Here is a 17,603-nt window from a genome sequence, read left to right on the forward strand (position 1 = left end):
ACGGCCGACTCACCAGAGTCCGACGAGGGGTCCTTTTAAAAAACAGGGTTAGAACCGAGCGTCCCGGCACATCGCGCCCAACGACCTCCAAAAATAGCGCTGCCTCCTAGACCTGCGACGTCTTGTCGCCCCATGAGCAGCGCCCGCTGGCCATCCAGCCCCGACTGGAAGATGATTCATCTCGTATCTGTTTGACCCTCGCGGCATCAAGACCAAACAGTCGCGCCGTTATTCAGTAGAGAGAAACGTCCAACTTTATAATGAACAGCTGAGGAGGCTGTACCCCGTGCCGATTGTGCTGAACCCCTCCGACCAAGTTTATCAATTTGTTCTCTCTCAGCGCTGAACCGACGAGTCCGCTCCTGTTAGGGAAGCTGAAGTAATCTTGAGGTACGCTGAATCTCTCCACCTGTCCTGTGATGAAAGGCTCTGTCACGTCCACGGGATGCAGACAATACAGCGTATCGTCCCCGACCCGCCTGAACAAAAGCGCAGTACCATCTTCTGTCGAATCAAGAAACTCAGCACGTGCGACCCTGCTCATGACTTCGACCATAAGCGCCCGGAGTGTGACCGGTCCCTGGCGAGTGACGGCTTGATGGTAATAAGGATGAAAACTGTCAGGCTCGAAATCCAAGCGGCGCCAGACTTTTGGTTGAGTCCCCTTATGAGCTCGACTGATAGGCAATCTGCGATTCGCACCTCTCGTAGGGTGAGTCAGCCCAAGCAGTGACAGAGGGTCACTTACTTGCGATTGGCCCGTGCGCCATACACGTAGCATGTCCACGAACTTGAAATCCTTCTGGTAGAGATTGAACACAGCCCTGGCAACTTGAGTTTGGCTGGTAGATGTCATTTCTGGAAACGCGTCCTGAACGTAAGCAGCAATTGTCTTTTCAAAAGGCCGCCGCTCCAGGACGTGCCAGGCCCGCGTACTGGTGTTGTAGGTTGCGATCATAGGCTGTTCGCCAGGATTGTTTCGCAACATCAACTCGAAACTATCAAAATCGTTATACGAAATGTTCGGGTTTCGAACACCGACTACCGTCTCGTACACGCGCCCATCAAAGGTGGTCCGATAAAAACGATCATCTAACTTAATGAAGGTACCTTCAACCTGAGACCAACCTGCCCCCTCCGTGAAAACGGGTTTGTACTCAAAAACATCGTAGGTGTCGTGCACTTGTTTCAACAACCCGGCTTGAATTTGCTGGCCCCAGGATTTCCACTGGTGGGTCACAATGACACTCGGACGCGCCACAGGCATGGCAACAGGAACCGAGTGCGCCGCTTGATCAATACCTTGCAACCGTAGCCTGACCTGATCAAGGGTCGTTACCGAATTAAGGTACTGACGAAACTCATGGGGAATATCCCGCAAACCGATGGAGTCCCACTGCGTCGAGCCGTCTCCCAAATCCCGGACGAAACGAAGTTCCATAGCCCTTTCACGGCCAGCGGGGAAATCAAATGAGTCCAACACCCTGGCAGCCTGTTGCGCATCCAGGTCGGGGTAGAGCCTGATCAGGTCATCTCGCGCCATGCGTGAGTGATAGCCGCCTCTCAAACCATACTCTGGCGAGCGTATGACCCACTCATTCAAAGTGTTCTGAGCAAGGGGCGGCAGGTGATACTGATATTCAGCCGTTTGACGAGGCCTTTGCAGGCGCCAGGTGCCGGTCCCCGAGGTTTCGTCAAAGGTGACCTTGTACCAGTGGTCCTTCTCCTTGAGAAAATGCTGCCCTGGCGTCGAGCCTTTTCCCGGGCGGGTGTAGATCCCTTTGCTTTCCCATCCGGACAGAGGAGTCACATCTTTCGGCGCAGCCTTGAGGGCCATGCTGTGGGGTAATCGCGGGCGTACAGGCGGGGTGAGACGTATCGGAGCAAAGCCCACGGCGCCATCAACCAAGGCTCCGACTGCATACGTGAAAGCCCTCACAAACTCATGTGTCGCTCCGACAGAGTCATCATTTTGCAAAGCATCCAGGGCCGCACTCAACGACATTGCGCTGCGCACCAGGCCGATGACAAAGGTGATTTTGATCGGAAAAACTGCCAGTGCCAGTTCCACCAGCCCTTCAACAACGGTCCAGACGCTACGTACATTCGACTCATGGGTGCTGGTGGTCTTGCGATCCGCGTGGGCGATAGCGGCACGAGCTTCGACGTCATAAGACCACTCGAGAAAGTTCAGTCTGATGGGCGATAACGAGACCTCGCTGCGAAAAATCCCTCTTTTGAGCGTGTTGCGCAGCCTGGGTAGCGCATCGCCGTCCATCCTTTCAAACAGGTAGTCACGCCATGCCTCGTCATTGATAAATTGCTCAAGCAGTTGCGTCATACCGGTGAATTCACGAAATGCCCGTCCGTCTTTCGCTCGCGGGGTGTAAAGCACCACGGTATAGACCTTTGGTTTTTTCGAGATGAAAGCCAACACCCCCCTCACGAGAATGTCACGTACATATAGCGCGGCGACCACGACGTTATAACCCTCGACCTTTGCCCGCTGACCGTTGTCGGTGGGTTGATCGAGCACGCTTTTAACCAACAGATAACTAAGGTCCTGCGGGTGCGCTAAATAATCCTTGGCGATCTTGGCTTCAATGGCATCAACCCTGAGCTGTTTGTGCATCACATTGACAAAATCCTGCTTGAGCGTGCGAGCCTCGCTGGACGTCAGCAAACGCGTTTTGAGAAACTCAATGTAGGAGCCGCCGATATCCACGTCCCGCACCAGGTCCTTGACTTGCTGCGTGGTCAACTCCGTATAGGGCTCGCCGTAGAGGCTTAAGCGGGACTTGGCTACGAACACCTCGTCGAAATAATCGACATTGACCAACGCCAACTCGGCCAGGCTTTTTGTTTGAATGGAATAGTGGGACTGGCCGTCTTGCGGATTAGGCCTGGCACCGGGAAAGTAGATGCCCGGTGCAGGGTTTGGCCGACGAATAGTGACCTTGATATCGGAGGGGTCCGTGTTGATGCCATATTGTTCCTCCAGCGCCTGCGCCAGTTGTTCATTGCTGTAGGCCAGTAATGCTTTGTGGTCACCAAACTGTAAAACCGAGGGCGCGCCCTCCCCTGTATCGGTACGTTGCAGCTCATTCAAGTAGTCGCGCACGGCCGTCGCCCAGGCCTGCTTGTCCGTTTCCGATGCTGTACTTAAAAATTGATCGAGTTCAGCCTTGGAGCGCTTTGTTTCACGAGCGAGCAGCACATCACTTACGCCAAACAGCCGCTGCATGTCCGTGGCCAAATTCAAGCTGGCCGGCAATTGGCTGAAGTCGTCGTCTACACCGCGCTGCTGATAACGGCTTACCTCGAATGCGAAGTCTTCGATCAGCTTTTCGTATTGCGACGCTACACTGGTGCTGAAGACCGACTCGAAAATCTCCTCATAGGCAAAGCACCCTGCGGCGGGCACTGTGTCACGCAGGGTTGTAGCAGGTTCACAATCTTTGTTTGCCAGCAGTGTGAACAGGCTATCGAACTCGTAGTCGGTGTTTAAACGACGATGCAGTTCCTGATCCAGAAGCGCCAGAGAAGGGAATGCCTCCAGCCCTCGATTGGGTGTGAACAACACCACAATGCCCACGCTGGCACTGGGCTCGACACGGCGAACGACAGGGGCCGCGGGTGAGGTGTCGTTAGCTGATGGCGGATCAGACGGGTCCCGGGACGTCAGCACCAACGCCCCATGCAAGGGCATGTCCGCAGTTGTGCCCTTCAGCGCCAGGGAGTAGCCGACAGGCCGGTTGGGTCTTGTTTGTCGCGCCACAGCATCGGGATACGCCACAAACGCCTCAACCAGCAGCAAGCCATTAGAGTTCAGCGTTCCGTCCCCCCTGAGCAACGTCGATTCCAGGCTGATTTGCGAACTGCGCGCCAAACCCACGTATTGCTTGTGCGAACGCGGGTTTTCTGTGGTCACTGCCTTATTCCAGAACGCATCCAGGCAAGTCTTGTAGGCGGTCTTCAGTGAACCCGCAAGATCATCCAGGAAAGCGTCAAATGCAGCTGGGGTAAGCGACGATGGCAACCCCTGGTCGGCCGCCTCGTCTCGATCGAAGGTAAAGCGGGTACGGCGATTGGCATACGCGGTGGGTTGATTATCGACAATTCGCCTCACCACGGCATCCATCAAGCTGGGGAGTAGCCGGGTCACCTGATCGGCATCCTGCTCGACCGCCGCGTCGCTCGAATCGCTTTTAATGAACACCCGAGAGGCGTCCAAAGGCTTGGCGGTCGAGGGGAATATGGCATTCACTCGCTCGTTTACAAACGATGAAAAGCTCGGCCGCGCACGCAGAACCTGAAGCTTTTTATCGATGCCTTCGAGTTGATTCCGGTAGTGCGCCTTGTAGTCATTATCCTGCGTAGCCCAAAGACTTGCAGAGGGGGTGGAAGACAATCGTGATGCCAGTTGCATAGTTGAGCCCTTGCTGAAAATTGAATAGTTCAGGGCTCAAAATTACGTTGCTGTCAGTTCGAGTAGGCAGCACATACTTACGACGGCGATTCAGTTGTACTCAGTAACAATTAAACTGAGCTGGCGACAGTCACACAACTGTGCCCATGACGTTAACGTCACCCTTACGTGTGACGTTTCTCTACGGCAAAGAGCCATCACGCTACTCGGCTACACACTTTATGTGGCGCCAATTAGCGCCCCGATGTGGTGCGCAGCATCATAACGGCGCCCTTTCCTGGATCAGTATCCACGGCGAAACCACCACCGCCCACAGGCTCGGATCACGCTCAACAAGGTCCAACGCCCGCGTCGCAGACACTTCGCCAAGGCTCCCTGAAGCCAGCCAGGCAGCGACTTTGTCACGGTTGTCTTCGGCCATTCCCTCGGCCGCCTCGATCAAATCCAGGGCAGCGTCGACCCACAATAGGGCGCCCTTGGCAAAGAACGGCTCTAGCTCCTTCCAGGAAATTTCAGCGGTTTCACCGAGCAGCTTGGCATAGAGGGTGCTAGGTTCTTGCGTCATGGGAGTTCACCTGAGTAAAAAATCGGCGCAATCATAGCCTTCTGACTCAGGCAGAAAAACCCAGTAGCAAATGAGGTAGCGATTGAAAGGGCCGGGAAAGCCAGGGAACACCTTGAAGACGGGTGTAAGCCCGCCGCAATTCTGTCTTTTTCTTTCATTTAAGCGACACGCTCAGGTTTTGCCCCCCGTTGCCAGCTTTTCAATTGATCAACCGGCGCTCTACACTGTACCGGTACAGTTGCCAGGGCAATACCGGGGGGATATCCGCGATATCTGATCCGGTTCTGCAGCTCACAAGGCCGCTAGAACTATAAAAAATACAACAGTAAGAGTGGAGCACTATGAATAAGGCTACTAAGCAGATTTCCAAACTGTTTGCCGCTATGGTCCTGGCTGGGGTTGCCGGCCATTCGTTCGCAGCTGACACCATCAAGATCGGCATCGCCGGTCCCAAGACCGGTCCGGTAACGCAATACGGCGACATGCAATTCATGGGTGCCAAGCAAGCCATCAAGGACATCAACGCCAAGGGCGGCGTGGATGGCAAAATGCTTGAAGCCAAGGAATACGACGACGCTTGCGATCCCAAACAAGCCGTGGCCGTCGCCAACAAAGTGGTCAACGACGGCGTCAAGTTCGTAGTCGGTCACCTCTGCTCCAGCTCCACTCAGCCAGCGTCGGATATTTATGAAGACGAAGGCGTCATCATGATTACCCCGGCTGCCACCAGCCCTGAAATCACTTCCCGTGGCTACAAGCTGATTTTCCGCACCATTGGTCTGGACAGCGCACAAGGCCCGGCAGCCGGCAACTACATCGCCGACCACGTGAAACCGAAAATCGTTGCGGTACTGCACGACAAGCAGCAGTACGGTGAAGGCATCGCCACCGCCGTGAAAAAGACCCTCGAAGAAAAAGGCACCAAGGTTGCCGTCTTCGAAGGATTGAACGCCGGCGACAAGGACTTCTCCTCGATCATCCAGAAACTCAAGCAAGCCAACGTCGACTTCGTCTACTACGGCGGCTACCACCCTGAGCTGGGCCTGATCCTGCGCCAGGCCAAGGAAAAAGGCCTGAACGCCAAGTTCATGGGCCCGGAAGGCGTCGGTAACGACTCCATCTCGCAAATCGCCCAGGGCGCTTCCGAAGGCCTGCTGGTGACCCTGCCGAAATCCTTCGACACCGACCCTGCCAACAAAGCCATCGTTGAAGAGTTCACCAAGAACAAGCAGGACCCGACCGGTCCGTTCGTGTTCCCGGCGTACTCGGCGGTTGAAGTCATCGCCGGCGGTATCGCTGCCGCGAAAAGCGAAGACACCGCCAAAGTGGCTGAAGCCATCCACGCCGGCACCTTCAAGACCCCTACCGGCGACCTGAGCTTCGACGCCAAGGGCGACCTGAAGGACTTCAAGTTCGTGGTCTACGAATGGCACTTCGGTAAACCAAAAACCGAAGTTTCCCCTCAGTAAGCCAGGCGTTACTGGTCAACAAGCCCACTGTGCAAGCAGTGGGCTTTGTTTTACGAGGTTTATGGGCCATGTCACCCGCGATCCGGGCGCTGGCTCACCTGAAAATCTTAAAACCGTCACCAGCGGTTCGCTGGCAAACGCTTCGTGCAACCTGGTCACAGAACAGGGCACCGAGCCGGAAATGACTCCACCAGTGAAATGCGTATCGGGTTTTTAGGAGCGCTGTAATGCCTGAGATCTATCATTTTTTCCAACAGCTGGTTAATGGCCTGACCATTGGCAGCACCTATGCCTTGATAGCCATTGGCTACACAATGGTTTACGGCATCATTGGAATGATCAACTTCGCCCATGGCGAGGTGTACATGATTGGTTCCTATGTGGCCTTCATCGCCCTTGCCGGGCTGGCCATGATGGGGATCCACTCCCTGCCGCTGTTGATGACCGCTGCGTTCCTGGCATCGATCATCGTGACCAGTGCCTATGGCTACAGTATCGAGCGGGTTGCCTACCGTCCCTTGCGTGGCAGCAACCGTTTGATCCCGCTGATTTCCGCCATCGGCATGTCGATTTTCCTGCAGAACACCGTACTGCTGTCCCAGGACTCCAAGGACAAGTCCATTCCCAACCTGATCCCGGGGAGCATCTCCTTCGGCCCAGGTGGCGCACAAGAAGTGCTGATTTCGTACATGCAGATTCTGGTTTTCGTGGTCACCCTGGTGGCCATGCTGGGCCTGACCCTGTTCATTTCCCGCTCCCGTCTGGGGCGCGCCTGCCGGGCCTGTGCCGAAGACATCAAGATGGCCAACCTGCTGGGCATCAACACCAACAACATCATCGCCCTGACCTTCGTCATTGGTGCTGCGCTGGCGGCCGTGGCGGCCGTGTTGCTGAGCATGCAATACGGCGTGATCAACCCCAACGCCGGTTTCCTGGTGGGCCTCAAGGCCTTTACCGCAGCGGTATTGGGCGGCATCGGCAGCATTCCGGGCGCCATGCTCGGCGGGCTGGTGCTGGGTGTGGCCGAAGCCTTTGGCGCCGATATCTTCGGCGACCAGTACAAGGACGTCGTCGCGTTCGGCCTGTTGGTTCTGGTGCTGTTGTTCCGTCCGACCGGCATCCTGGGCCGTCCGGAGGTTGAGAAAGTATGAGCAGATATCTTAAATCGGCGTTTTTCAGCGCCTTGCTGGTGTGGGCTGTGGCCTTCCCGGTACTCGGCCTCAAGCTGAGCATTGTCGGCATCAACCTGGAAGTGCATGGCACCGGGCCCGTGACCCTGACCGTCATCGCCTTGTGTTCGGTGCTGATGTTTCTGCGCGTGCTGTTCACCCAGCAGGTCGGTGCCTTGTTCAAGGGCAACCGTGGCCCGCTGGTGTCGCCCAAGGTCAGCCAATTCCTGACCCTGCCGCGCACCCAGCGCTACATCATCATCGGCCTGATCGTGGCCGCGCTGATCTGGCCGTTCTTCGGCTCACGCGGTGCGGTCGACATTGCGACGCTGATCCTGATCTACGTGTTACTGGGCCTGGGCCTGAACATCGTGGTGGGCCTGGCCGGCCTGCTCGACCTGGGTTATGTGGGCTTTTACGCCGTGGGTGCCTACACCTACGCGCTGCTCTCGCACTACCTGGGTTGGAGCTTCTGGATCTGCCTGCCACTGGCCGGTATGGCAGCGGCCACGTTCGGCTTCCTGCTGGGCTTCCCGGTGCTGCGCCTGCGCGGTGACTACCTGGCCATCGTGACCCTGGGCTTCGGGGAAATCATTCGCCTGTTCCTGCGTAACCTCACCGATATCACCGGTGGCCCCAACGGTATCAGCAGCATTCCCAAGCCAACGTTCTTCGGGCTGTCGTTCGACCGCACCGCCGCCGAAGGCTTGCAGACCTTCCACGAGTACTTCGGGATCGCCTACAACCCGGTCAGCAAAGTGGTGTTCCTGTACCTGGTGGCGCTGCTATTGGCGTTGGCGGCACTGTTCGTGATCAACCGTTTGCTGCGCATGCCCATCGGCCGTGCGTGGGAAGCGTTGCGCGAAGATGAAATCGCCTGCCGTGCCCTGGGCCTTAACCCGACCATCATCAAGCTCTCCGCGTTCACCCTGGGCGCCGCGTTCGCCGGTTTCGCCGGCAGCTTCTTCGCCGCGCGCCAGGGCCTGGTGACCCCGGAGTCGTTCACCTTCATCGAGTCGGCGATCATTCTCGCCATCGTGGTATTGGGTGGCATGGGCTCGCAACTGGGCGTGATCCTGGCGGCGATCGTGATGATCCTGCTGCCGGAAATGATGCGTGAGTTCAGCGAATACCGCATGTTGATGTTCGGCGCCATGATGGTGCTGATGATGATCTGGCGTCCTCAAGGCCTGCTGCCCATGCAACGTCCACACATGGAGCTGCGCAAATGAGCCGCGAGATCCTGAAAGTTGAAAACTTGAGCATGCGCTTCGGCGGCTTGCTGGCGGTCAATGGCGTGGCCCTGACCGTGAAAGAGAAACAGGTCGTGGCGCTGATCGGCCCCAACGGTGCCGGCAAGACCACGGTGTTCAACTGCCTCACCGGCTTCTACAAGCCGAGCGGCGGCAGCATCCTGCTGGACGGCCAACCGATCCAGGGCCTGGCGGGTCACGAGATCGCTCGCAAGGGCGTGGTGCGTACCTTCCAGAACGTGCGGTTGTTCAAGGACATGACCGCAGTCGAGAACCTGTTGATCGCCCAGCATCGTCACTTGAACACCAACTTCTTCGCGGGCCTGTTCAAGACCCCGGCGTTCCGCAAGAGCGAGCGCGAGGCCATGGAATACGCGGCGTACTGGCTGGACAAGGTCAACCTGACCGAGTTTGCCAACCGCCCGGCAGGCACCCTCGCCTACGGCCAGCAGCGTCGCCTGGAAATCGCCCGCTGCATGATGACCCGCCCGCGGATCCTCATGCTCGACGAACCTGCCGCGGGCCTGAACCCCAAGGAAACCGAAGACCTCAAGGCGCTGATCAGCGTGCTGCGTGAGGAAAACAACGCCACGGTGCTGTTGATCGAACACGACATGAAACTGGTCATGAGCATTTCCGACCATATTGTAGTGATCAACCAGGGCACGCCGCTGGCCGACGGCACGCCGGAGCAGATCCGCGACAATCCTGAAGTGATCAAAGCCTATCTGGGGGAAGCGTAAAATGTTGCAGTTCGAAAACGTTTCCACGTTCTACGGCAAGATCCAGGCCCTGCACGACGTCAATGTCGAAGTGCGCCAGGGTGAGATCGTCACCCTGATCGGCGCCAACGGTGCCGGCAAATCGACATTGCTGATGACCCTGTGCGGTTCGCCGCAAGCCTACAGCGGCAGCATCCGCTACATGGGTGAAGAGCTGGTGGGCAGGCACTGCGCCGAAATCATGCGCAAGAGCATTGCGGTGGTACCGGAAGGCCGCCGCGTGTTCTCGCGCCTGACCGTGGAAGAGAACCTGGCCATGGGCGGGTTCTTTACCGACAAGGGCGACTACCAGGAGCAGATGGACAAGGTGCTGCACCTGTTCCCCCGCCTCAAGGAACGCTTCAGCCAGCGCGGCGGCACCATGTCGGGCGGCGAGCAGCAAATGCTCGCCATCGGCCGGGCGCTGATGAGCAAGCCCAAGCTGTTGCTGCTGGACGAGCCCTCCCTGGGCCTGGCACCGATCATCATCCAGCAGATCTTCGATATCATTGAACAGCTGCGCAAAGATGGGGTGACGGTGTTTTTGGTGGAGCAAAACGCCAACCAGGCATTGAAAATCGCTGACCGGGCCTACGTGCTGGAAAACGGCCGGGTGGTGATGCAGGGCACTGGCGAGCAACTGCTGACCGATCCGAAAGTGCGCGAGGCATATCTGGGAGGTTAAGACCCGGTTACTGAGTAAACTGGATCTAAATGTGGGAGGGGGCTTGCCCCCGATAACGGTATATCAGTCACATGTCCTGTGCCTGACACACTGTCATCGGGAGCAAGCCCCCTCCCACATTTTGTTTTGCATAAATTTGAAGTTTTTTCGACTGATTTTGTAACGAACTCAATCCCCCTCCCTCTAGTGGTGCAAGCAGGCAATCAAGCCTGCGCATTCAACCACTGCTGGAGACACACCATGACCACCAAACTGTCCGCCGCCACCCTCGTCCTCGCCCTGGGTTCGGCCCTGAGCCTGTCCGCCCTGAGCACCACTGCCCACGCAGCCGATGACATGCAGAAATGCTTCGGCGTGGCTGAAGCCGGCAAGAACGATTGCGCCGCAGGCGCTGGCACCTCTTGCGCCGGCACCTCCAAAACCCAGGACCAGGCCAATGCCTGGAAGCTGGTCCCCGCCGGTACCTGCACCAAGACCCCAAGCACCACCTCGCCGACCGGCTTCGGCCAGGAAACCGAATTCACTGCCAAATCCTGAAACCTCGTGCAGCCTGAGTACTGATGATGACGCCTACATCCCCTTATACGGTCTCACCGACTCAGGTGCCCGGCCTGCCCTTGCGGGCTGGGCTGGGGTTGAAGACCGAGCACTTTACCCAAGTGCTTGAGACCGGCCCCGATATCGGTTTTTTTGAAGTACACGCCGAAAACTACATGGTGGCCGGCGGCCCGTTTCATCACTACCTGGGATTGATCCGCGAGCAGTACCCGCTGTCGTTGCATGGCGTGGGCCTGTCCATCGGCGGCGAAGGTGCCCTGGATCGCGAACACCTGGCACGCTTGGCGACGTTGATCGAGCGCTATCAACCCCAGTCTTTTTCCGAACACCTGGCCTGGTCCAGCCACGGCCCGGTGTTTCTCAACGACTTGCTGCCGCTGGCTTACGACGCCACCACCCTGAGCCGAGTGTGTGCGCATGTTGACCAGGTGCAGAGCACGCTCAAGCGGCCGATGCTGCTGGAGAATCCCTCGACCTACCTGCAGTTCCAGCGCTCTACCCTGGATGAAACCGACTTCATCAGCGAAGTCATCCGCCGTACCGGTTGCGGCCTGCTGCTCGACGTCAACAACGTCTACGTATCCTGCATCAATCACCAGCGCGATCCATCGGCCTACATCGACGCCCTGCCCTTGCACGCAGTGGGGGAGATTCATCTGGCCGGCTTTGCCGAAGACACAGACAGCCTGGGCGACCGCCTGCTGATCGATGACCACGGCGCGCCTATCGATAACGCCGTGTGGCAACTGTACGAGCACGTGCTGGCGCGGACCGGTCCGGTGGCCACGTTGATCGAGCGGGATAACCAGGTGCCGCCCTTCAGCGTATTGCAGGCCGAAGCCCGGCAGGCTGAAAGCTATTTGTCGCAGGTGGCCCGATGAGCCTTCAACAGGCATTCGCCCACGCGCTGCTGACGCCGGACGCAACCTGCCCCGAGGAGGTGTTCAGCAGCAACGGGGCCGACCCGGCGAGTCGCTTCGCGGTGTATCGCAATAATGTCCACAGCGCGTTGATAAATGCGCTCGTCGCCGCCTATCCGGTGACGCGGCAACTGGTTGGCGATGAGTTTTTCCACGCCATGGCCAGCCTGTATGTCCAGGCTCACCCGCCCACCAGCCCTTTGATCAGCGAATACGGCAGCACGTTGGCAGCGTTTATCCAGCGCTTCGAACCGGCCTCAAGCGTGCCATACCTGGCAGATATCGCTCGGCTGGAGCGCCTGCGGGTTCGGGCTTATCACGCGGCGGATCGCCAGGCGCTGGATCAGCACAGCGTGCTCCAGCAACTGCAAGGCTGCGCGCAGCTGGGGCAATTGCGGGTGCGACTGCATCCATCCCTCGAAACATTGGAATCTCCCTACGCGATCGTGTCTGTTTGGGCTGCGCACCAGGCCGACGGGGTTATCGCCACCTTGAACCCCTGGTACGCCCAAGGCGCGCTGGTCCTGCGCCACGGGTTGGCGGTCAAGGTGTTCGCCATCGACAGCGGCTCGGTGACGTTTATCAACCGCCTCAACCAAGGCGCCGGGCTGGAGTTGGCCATCGCTGACGCCCTTGAAGCCTCAGCCGAATTCGACTTGCACCAATGTCTCACGCTGCTGATCAGCCACGACGCCATTACTCATTTGCATCTGCCACCCAAGGTATCGCCATGAACACTCCCGCTCCGTGCCTGGTAAAGCGAACCATCGCACTGTTTGAAAAAATCCCCTACAGCCTGATCGCGTTTATTGCGCGCTTCTCCATTGCCGCAGTGTTCTGGAAATCCGGGCAGACCAAGTTCGAAGGCTTTGCCATTGATGTGATCAGCGGCACATTCCAAGTCGGTGAACCCAAGCTCGCCGCCTCGACACTCTGGCTGTTTCGCAGCGAATATCGGTTGCCCCTGGTGCCACCGGAGGTGGCCGCGTACCTGGCAACCTTTGCCGAGCACTTTTTCCCGGTATTGATCCTGCTGGGGTTTGCCACACGCTTTTCGGCCCTGGCCCTGATCGGCATGACCTTGACCATTCAGTTGTTCGTCTACCCTGACGCCTACCCCACGCACGGCACCTGGCTCGCGCTGTTGTTGCTGTTGCTCGCCAAGGGGCCGGGCTGCTTGTCCATCGACCACCTGATTGCCCGTCGCTTGCGTTAAAGCCGATCCAGCGCCTCGCCGCTGCGCCGGAACCAATCCACCAGGTAATCGGCCAGCACCTGGGTGCGCCTCGGCAGGCCACCCTGGTAGGGATGGACCAGGTACATCGGCATTCGGCGTGTCTGATAGTCGCGCAGGATCCAGCGCAATCGCCCCTCGGCCAACTCCGTCGGCAACACGTAGGACGGCAGGCGGGCGATTCCGGCGCCCACCAGGGCGGCTTTTTTCAGCAGGTTGTAATGGTTGGAGGCAAACGTGCCGCTCACCCGCACTCGCAGTAATTCATGCTGCTGGTGATACAACCACTCCTCACGACCGCTGTAGTGACTGTTGAGCAAGCAGCTGTGCGTCGACAGGTCCGCCGGGGTCAGCGGTTCGCCATGCTGCTCCAGATACGCCGGGCTGGCGCAGGTCACCTCGTGCCAGGCCAGTAAAGGCTTGGCGACCAGGCGTTCATTTTCGATGGCAGCCGCGCGCACGCCCAAGTCAAAGCCATCGCGCGCCAAGTCTCGGTAGCTGTTGTTAAGCTCCAGCTCGATCTGCACCTGCGGATATTGCCGGGAAAACTCCAGCAACAAGCCATCGAAGAAGGTTTCGCCCAGCGACACCGGAACGGTCATACGCACAGGGCCGGCCAAATCATCTTTGAGCCGCGCCAACGCCTGCCGCGCGCGTTCTACCTGTACCACCAGCGCTTGTGCCTGGGGCAGCAACGCCGCGCCGGCCGCGGTGAGGCTGAGCTTGCGGGTGGTGCGGTGCAACAGCACCACGGCAAACTGCGCTTCCAACTGGCTGATGCGCTTGGACAACTGCCCTTTGCTGCAGCCCAGCTGTTCGGCCGCCACGGTGAAACTGCCCGCTTCGATCAGCACAGCAAAGGCTGCCAGATCATCCATTTCGCTCATGGATTGTTTCCATTTGAAAACCAAAGGTTGCCTATTAGCGCGTTTATTCGCCTGAAAAGCCACACTAGACTGGACCTTCAGTTAACCCCCTGGAGGAACAGCACGATGAAAATCCTATTGATTGGTGCCAGCGGCACCATAGGTTCAGCGGTCAAGGCAGAGTTGGCGCAACGCCACGAAGTGATCAGCATCGGCCGTACCAGCGGCGACTTCCAGGTGGACATCAGCGATAGCGCCTCGATACGCAGGCTGTTCAAGCAGACCGGCAAGTTCGACGCCCTGATCTGCGCCGCAGGCAGTGTGAACTTCGTGGCTCTGGGAGAGATGAGCGACAGCGATTTCGAACTGGGTCTGCGTGACAAGCTGATGGGCCAGGTCAATCTGCTGCTGATCGGGCGCGAATACGCCAATGACGGTGCCTCGTTTACGTTCACCAGCGGCATTCTCAACCGCGACCCGATCCGTACCGGTGCCTCGGCCGCGCTGGTCAACGGCGCGCTGGATGCCTTTGTCAAAGCCGCGGCAATCGAGTTGCCACGGGGCTTGCGTGTCAATTCGGTGAGCCCGACAGTGCTGCTGGAAGCCATGGGCAGCTACGCTCCATACTTTCGTGGGTACAAACCGGTGCCTGGTGCAGATGTGGCGTTGGCCTACGCGAAGAGTGTCGAGGGCTTGCAGACAGGGCAGACCTTTATCGTGGGCTGACCTGCCAAAGAAGGTTCTCGGTACCTGCCACCTTTAGTGCAGGTACCGAGTTGCCCACTGCGCAGCCAAGTCTTTGGGCACGGCTACTCTTAAGCTGCCCCCCATAATCCCTTGAACGTGGCTGGTGTATAAACGGCGACCATCGATATAAAGCGTCATCTGCTTTCCGTAGGTCAGCGTGGTAATGGCTGTGGTACGCGCCTTGGCCTCTTCGCTTAACGTAATGCTGGCCGATACGGTATCCGCATTCAGATTGTGGATACTCTTGAGTTCAAGCGAGATCTCGGTGAAGTCATTAGCCGACGAATACTCCAACCTCGCGGCGTCCTCAGCAAACACCGAAACGCTGGCAAACAGCAGTCCATACGCGCTCCATTTATTTGTCATCGCAACTCTCCCAGGCAAAGTCATCAACCCTTGCATACCGCTCCCGTCCTTGCATCAGTAAAGGCTTAAAGGCTGACGTATGCCGCAGGTATTGGTTTCGAGCCGTTTACAGACTTGTGGTGCGACGCGAGGCTGCGTAACGTGGCGGCACTTGTTTTGGAGACCCGATCAATGCGCGCCGCTCGTACTCTTGCACTGCTTGCCCTGCTGCCCCTGTTCACCGCTTGCCAGATGTTCGAGAGCGAGCCGGCCAAACCGTCTACTGCCGGGCTGACCCGTATGCAGGGTGAGTTGACCGCTGTGGAGGGCAAATTGTTGTTCCAACCGTGCGGCGACAAACGCAACTATGTGGTCAACGACACCGGCGGCACCAGCATCCTGCAGGAAGCCGCGTCCCTGGCCGGCCAGCAAGGCGCTTTGTTTGCCGACCTGCGCGGCAAGTTTTCCGGGGTTGCCAGCGGCACCCAGGGTTCGCTCGACCTGCAACAACTCTATCGCGTAGAGCGCTCGACCTCAGCCTGCGACGATCCGGACTTCAAGCGCATGATCCTGCGCGCCAACGGCCATAAGCCGGCCTGGGCAATGAATGTCACAGCCAAGGGCATGGTGCTGGAACGCGAAGGCCAGCCACCGCTGGCGGTGCCCTACGTCGAAGAACAACTGGGCGATGGGCGCTTCAACCTGATGACCGAAGCCAATAACCAGCACATCGAACTGTGGGTGGCGCCCCAGCGCTGCGTCGACAGCGTGAGCGGCAGCCTGCAACACATGAGCGCCGAGTTGCGGGTGAACGGCCAGGTGCAGCGTGGCTGCGCGGCGTTTGGCGGCTCCCGGGACGACTGATTGTGCCTTGGGCTGTTTTAACCTGACGGAAAACCGCCTTTGGGGCTTATAATCGCCGGTTTGCAAAACAGCCGGCCTCCTTGCCCGCCGCCTACCGGATCCTGTCATGTTACGAATCACCGAACTCAAGCTGCCCATCGACCATCCCGAAGAAGACCTGCGGCCTGCCATCGTGCAGCGCCTGGGCATCGCCAGTGATGACCTGCTCGATTTCACCCTGTTCAAACGCAGCTACGACGCCCGTAAAAAGTCGTCGGAGCTGTGCTTCATCTACACCGTCGACCTGAACGTCAAGGGCGAAGCCGCCCTGCTGCTCAAGTTTGCCGATGACCGCAACGTCAATCCCGCGCCGGATGTCAGCTACAAGGTCGTGGGCCAGGCGCCGGCTGGCTTGGTTGAACGGCCGATCGTGGTGGGGTTTGGTCCCTGCGGGATCTTCGCCGGGCTGCTGCTGGCGCAGATGGGCTTCAAGCCGATCATCCTCGAACGCGGCAAGGAAGTGCGCCAACGCACCAAGGACACCTGGGGCCTGTGGCGTAAAAGCGTGCTCAACCCCGAGTCCAACGTGCAGTTCGGTGAAGGCGGTGCCGGGACCTTCTCCGACGGCAAGCTGTACAGCCAGATCAAGGACCCGAAATTCCACGGACGCAAAGTGCTGCACGAGTTCGTCAAGGCCGGTGCACCGGAAGAGATCCTCTATGTCAGCAAGCCGCATATCGGCACTTTCCGCCTGACCGGCGTCGTGGAGAACATGCGCGAGCAAATCATCGCCCTGGGCGGTGAAGTGCGCTTTGAACAACGCGTCACGGATGTGTTGATCGAAGACGGGCAGTTGAACGGCGTGGTCATCGACGGCGGCGAGCAGATCCTTTCCAGGCACGTGATTCTTGCCCTGGGCCACAGCGCCCGTGACACCTTCCGTATGCTCCATGAGCGCGGCGTGTACATGGAGGCCAAGCCGTTCTCGGTGGGTTTCCGTATCGAACACCCGCAGTCGCTGATCGACGCCGCACGTCTGGGCAAATACGCAGGCCATCCGAAACTGGGCGCAGCGGACTACAAGCTGGTGCACCACGCCAAGAATGGCCGCTCGGTCTACAGTTTCTGCATGTGCCCTGGCGGTACCGTGGTGGCTGCGACCTCAGAACCGAACCGCGTCGTGACAAACGGCATGAGTCAGTATTCGCGTAACGAACGCAACGCCAACTCCGGCATCGTGGTCGGCATCACCCCCGAGGTGGATTACCCGGGCGGCCCGCTGGCCGGTATCGAGTTGCAGGAGCGCCTGGAGTCCCACGCCTACATCCTCGGCGGCAGCAACTACGAGGCGCCCGCGCAACTGGTGGGTGACTTTATCGCCGGCAAACCTTCCACCGCCATCGGCAGTGTGGAGCCGTCCTACAAGCCCGGCGTGTCCCTGGGCGACCTGGCCCTGGCCTTGCCGGACTTCGCCATCGAAGCCATCCGCGAAGCGTTGCCGGCGTTCGAAAAGCAGATCAAAGGCTATTCGCTGCACGATGCAGTGTTGACCGGCATCGAGACTCGCACTTCGTCACCCTTGCGCATTACCCGCAATGAGTCGATGCAGAGCCTGAACGTCAAAGGCCTGTTCCCGGCCGGGGAAGGCGCGGGTTACGCCGGTGGGATTCTGTCGGCAGGTGTCGACGGGATTCGGATTGCCGAGGCGTTGGCGCGGGATATGTTGGGTATCGAAGCCTGAGAACACTGCAGTAAAAAT

Annotated in this window: 16 protein-coding genes; 12 read left to right on the top strand and 4 right to left on the bottom strand. The window is 58.6% G+C overall.

Annotated features, from left to right (window positions below):
- Positions 1-232: 232 nt before the first annotated feature.
- Together QMK52_RS00420 and QMK52_RS00425 are read right to left on the bottom strand one after the other, a co-directional pair.
- A complete protein-coding gene (locus QMK52_RS00420) occupies positions 233-4,429 on the bottom strand; it encodes a dermonecrotic toxin domain-containing protein (RefSeq protein ID WP_320403713.1) in 4,197 nt (1,398 codons plus the stop codon).
- 259 nt (positions 4,430-4,688) lie between these two features.
- Positions 4,689-4,994, bottom strand: a complete 306-nt coding sequence (locus QMK52_RS00425; RefSeq protein WP_005785840.1) for a DUF2288 domain-containing protein — start codon at positions 4,992-4,994, stop codon at positions 4,689-4,691.
- Positions 4,995-5,335: 341 nt separating this feature from the next.
- Here QMK52_RS00425 and QMK52_RS00430 point away from each other — a divergent pair, with 341 nt between their 5' ends.
- From QMK52_RS00430 to QMK52_RS00470, 9 genes are all read left to right on the top strand, one after another.
- Positions 5,336-6,463 (top strand): branched-chain amino acid ABC transporter substrate-binding protein, encoded by a 1,128-nt coding sequence (locus QMK52_RS00430; protein ID WP_032877333.1) that lies wholly within the window; start codon positions 5,336-5,338, stop codon positions 6,461-6,463.
- A 227-nt stretch (positions 6,464-6,690) separates the two neighbouring features.
- Positions 6,691-7,614 (top strand): high-affinity branched-chain amino acid ABC transporter permease LivH, encoded by a 924-nt coding sequence (livH, locus tag QMK52_RS00435; RefSeq protein ID WP_003193535.1) that lies wholly within the window; start codon positions 6,691-6,693, stop codon positions 7,612-7,614.
- Complete coding sequence (locus tag QMK52_RS00440) at positions 7,611-8,864, top strand: high-affinity branched-chain amino acid ABC transporter permease LivM (protein WP_320403714.1); 1,254 nt, start codon at positions 7,611-7,613, stop codon at positions 8,862-8,864. The genes livH and QMK52_RS00440 overlap by 4 nt, the downstream gene beginning before the upstream one ends.
- Positions 8,861-9,628, top strand: a complete 768-nt coding sequence (livG, locus tag QMK52_RS00445) for a high-affinity branched-chain amino acid ABC transporter ATP-binding protein LivG (protein ID WP_005785832.1) — start codon at positions 8,861-8,863, stop codon at positions 9,626-9,628. Before QMK52_RS00440 ends, livG begins: the two co-directional genes overlap by 4 nt.
- A 1-nt stretch (position 9,629) precedes the next feature.
- The gene (locus QMK52_RS00450; protein WP_005785830.1) at positions 9,630-10,331 is read left to right on the top strand and encodes an ABC transporter ATP-binding protein; all 702 of its coding nucleotides are present in this window, start codon (positions 9,630-9,632) and stop codon (positions 10,329-10,331) included.
- Positions 10,332-10,571: 240 nt separating this feature from the next.
- Positions 10,572-10,868, top strand: a complete 297-nt coding sequence (locus tag QMK52_RS00455) for a DUF2282 domain-containing protein (RefSeq protein WP_194440263.1) — start codon at positions 10,572-10,574, stop codon at positions 10,866-10,868.
- Positions 10,869-10,891: 23 nt separating this feature from the next.
- A complete protein-coding gene (locus tag QMK52_RS00460) occupies positions 10,892-11,770 on the top strand; it encodes a DUF692 domain-containing protein (protein ID WP_148852407.1) in 879 nt (292 codons plus the stop codon).
- Entirely contained in the window at positions 11,767-12,543 is a 777-nt protein-coding gene (locus QMK52_RS00465) for a DNA-binding domain-containing protein (protein WP_320403715.1), read from the top strand. The genes QMK52_RS00460 and QMK52_RS00465 overlap by 4 nt, the downstream gene beginning before the upstream one ends.
- Positions 12,540-13,025 carry a DoxX family protein gene (locus tag QMK52_RS00470; RefSeq protein WP_320403716.1) on the top strand — a complete coding sequence of 162 codons (486 nt, stop codon included), beginning with the start codon at positions 12,540-12,542 and terminating at the stop codon, positions 13,023-13,025. Before QMK52_RS00465 ends, QMK52_RS00470 begins: the two co-directional genes overlap by 4 nt.
- Here QMK52_RS00470 and QMK52_RS00475 read toward each other — a convergent pair.
- A complete protein-coding gene (locus QMK52_RS00475) occupies positions 13,022-13,930 on the bottom strand; it encodes a LysR family transcriptional regulator (protein WP_005785822.1) in 909 nt (302 codons plus the stop codon). The genes QMK52_RS00470 and QMK52_RS00475 overlap by 4 nt on opposite strands.
- A 105-nt stretch (positions 13,931-14,035) precedes the next feature.
- Here QMK52_RS00475 and QMK52_RS00480 point away from each other — a divergent pair, with 105 nt between their 5' ends.
- On the top strand, positions 14,036-14,635 hold the full coding sequence (locus QMK52_RS00480; RefSeq protein ID WP_005785820.1) for a short chain dehydrogenase: 600 nt from the start codon (positions 14,036-14,038) through the stop codon (positions 14,633-14,635).
- Between the two features lie 33 nt (positions 14,636-14,668).
- On the opposite strand, the gene QMK52_RS00485 is transcribed toward QMK52_RS00480, so the two are convergent.
- Positions 14,669-15,058, bottom strand: coding sequence for a hypothetical protein (locus tag QMK52_RS00485; protein WP_050989030.1), 390 nt, complete (start codon positions 15,056-15,058; stop codon positions 14,669-14,671).
- A gap of 135 nt (positions 15,059-15,193) precedes the next feature.
- On the opposite strand from QMK52_RS00485, the gene QMK52_RS00490 reads away from it, so the two are divergent.
- A complete protein-coding gene (locus tag QMK52_RS00490) occupies positions 15,194-15,865 on the top strand; it encodes a COG3650 family protein (protein WP_005785817.1) in 672 nt (223 codons plus the stop codon).
- A 106-nt stretch (positions 15,866-15,971) separates the two neighbouring features.
- Positions 15,972-17,585 (top strand): NAD(P)/FAD-dependent oxidoreductase, encoded by a 1,614-nt coding sequence (locus QMK52_RS00495; RefSeq protein ID WP_005785816.1) that lies wholly within the window; start codon positions 15,972-15,974, stop codon positions 17,583-17,585.
- Positions 17,586-17,603: the final 18 nt, after the last annotated feature.

The organism is Pseudomonas sp. P9_2 (assembly GCF_034008255.1).
Lineage (GTDB): Bacteria > Pseudomonadota > Gammaproteobacteria > Pseudomonadales > Pseudomonadaceae > Aquipseudomonas > Aquipseudomonas synxantha_A.

Coding starts and splice junctions, on each gene's coding strand:
- livH (WP_003193535.1), top strand. CDS start 6,691: ATGCCTGAGATCTATCATTTTTTCCAACAGCTGGTTAATGGCCTGACC.
- QMK52_RS00420 (WP_320403713.1), bottom strand. CDS start 4,429: ATGCAACTGGCATCACGATTGTCTTCCACCCCCTCTGCAAGTCTTTGG.
- QMK52_RS00425 (WP_005785840.1), bottom strand. CDS start 4,994: ATGACGCAAGAACCTAGCACCCTCTATGCCAAGCTGCTCGGTGAAACC.
- QMK52_RS00450 (WP_005785830.1), top strand. CDS start 9,630: ATGTTGCAGTTCGAAAACGTTTCCACGTTCTACGGCAAGATCCAGGCC.
- QMK52_RS00485 (WP_050989030.1), bottom strand. CDS start 15,058: ATGCAAGGGTTGATGACTTTGCCTGGGAGAGTTGCGATGACAAATAAA.
- QMK52_RS00430 (WP_032877333.1), top strand. CDS start 5,336: ATGAATAAGGCTACTAAGCAGATTTCCAAACTGTTTGCCGCTATGGTC.
- QMK52_RS00440 (WP_320403714.1), top strand. CDS start 7,611: ATGAGCAGATATCTTAAATCGGCGTTTTTCAGCGCCTTGCTGGTGTGG.
- QMK52_RS00495 (WP_005785816.1), top strand. CDS start 15,972: ATGTTACGAATCACCGAACTCAAGCTGCCCATCGACCATCCCGAAGAA.
- QMK52_RS00490 (WP_005785817.1), top strand. CDS start 15,194: ATGCGCGCCGCTCGTACTCTTGCACTGCTTGCCCTGCTGCCCCTGTTC.
- QMK52_RS00470 (WP_320403716.1), top strand. CDS start 12,540: ATGAACACTCCCGCTCCGTGCCTGGTAAAGCGAACCATCGCACTGTTT.
- QMK52_RS00455 (WP_194440263.1), top strand. CDS start 10,572: ATGACCACCAAACTGTCCGCCGCCACCCTCGTCCTCGCCCTGGGTTCG.
- QMK52_RS00475 (WP_005785822.1), bottom strand. CDS start 13,930: ATGAGCGAAATGGATGATCTGGCAGCCTTTGCTGTGCTGATCGAAGCG.
- QMK52_RS00480 (WP_005785820.1), top strand. CDS start 14,036: ATGAAAATCCTATTGATTGGTGCCAGCGGCACCATAGGTTCAGCGGTC.
- QMK52_RS00460 (WP_148852407.1), top strand. CDS start 10,892: ATGATGACGCCTACATCCCCTTATACGGTCTCACCGACTCAGGTGCCC.
- livG (WP_005785832.1), top strand. CDS start 8,861: ATGAGCCGCGAGATCCTGAAAGTTGAAAACTTGAGCATGCGCTTCGGC.
- QMK52_RS00465 (WP_320403715.1), top strand. CDS start 11,767: ATGAGCCTTCAACAGGCATTCGCCCACGCGCTGCTGACGCCGGACGCA.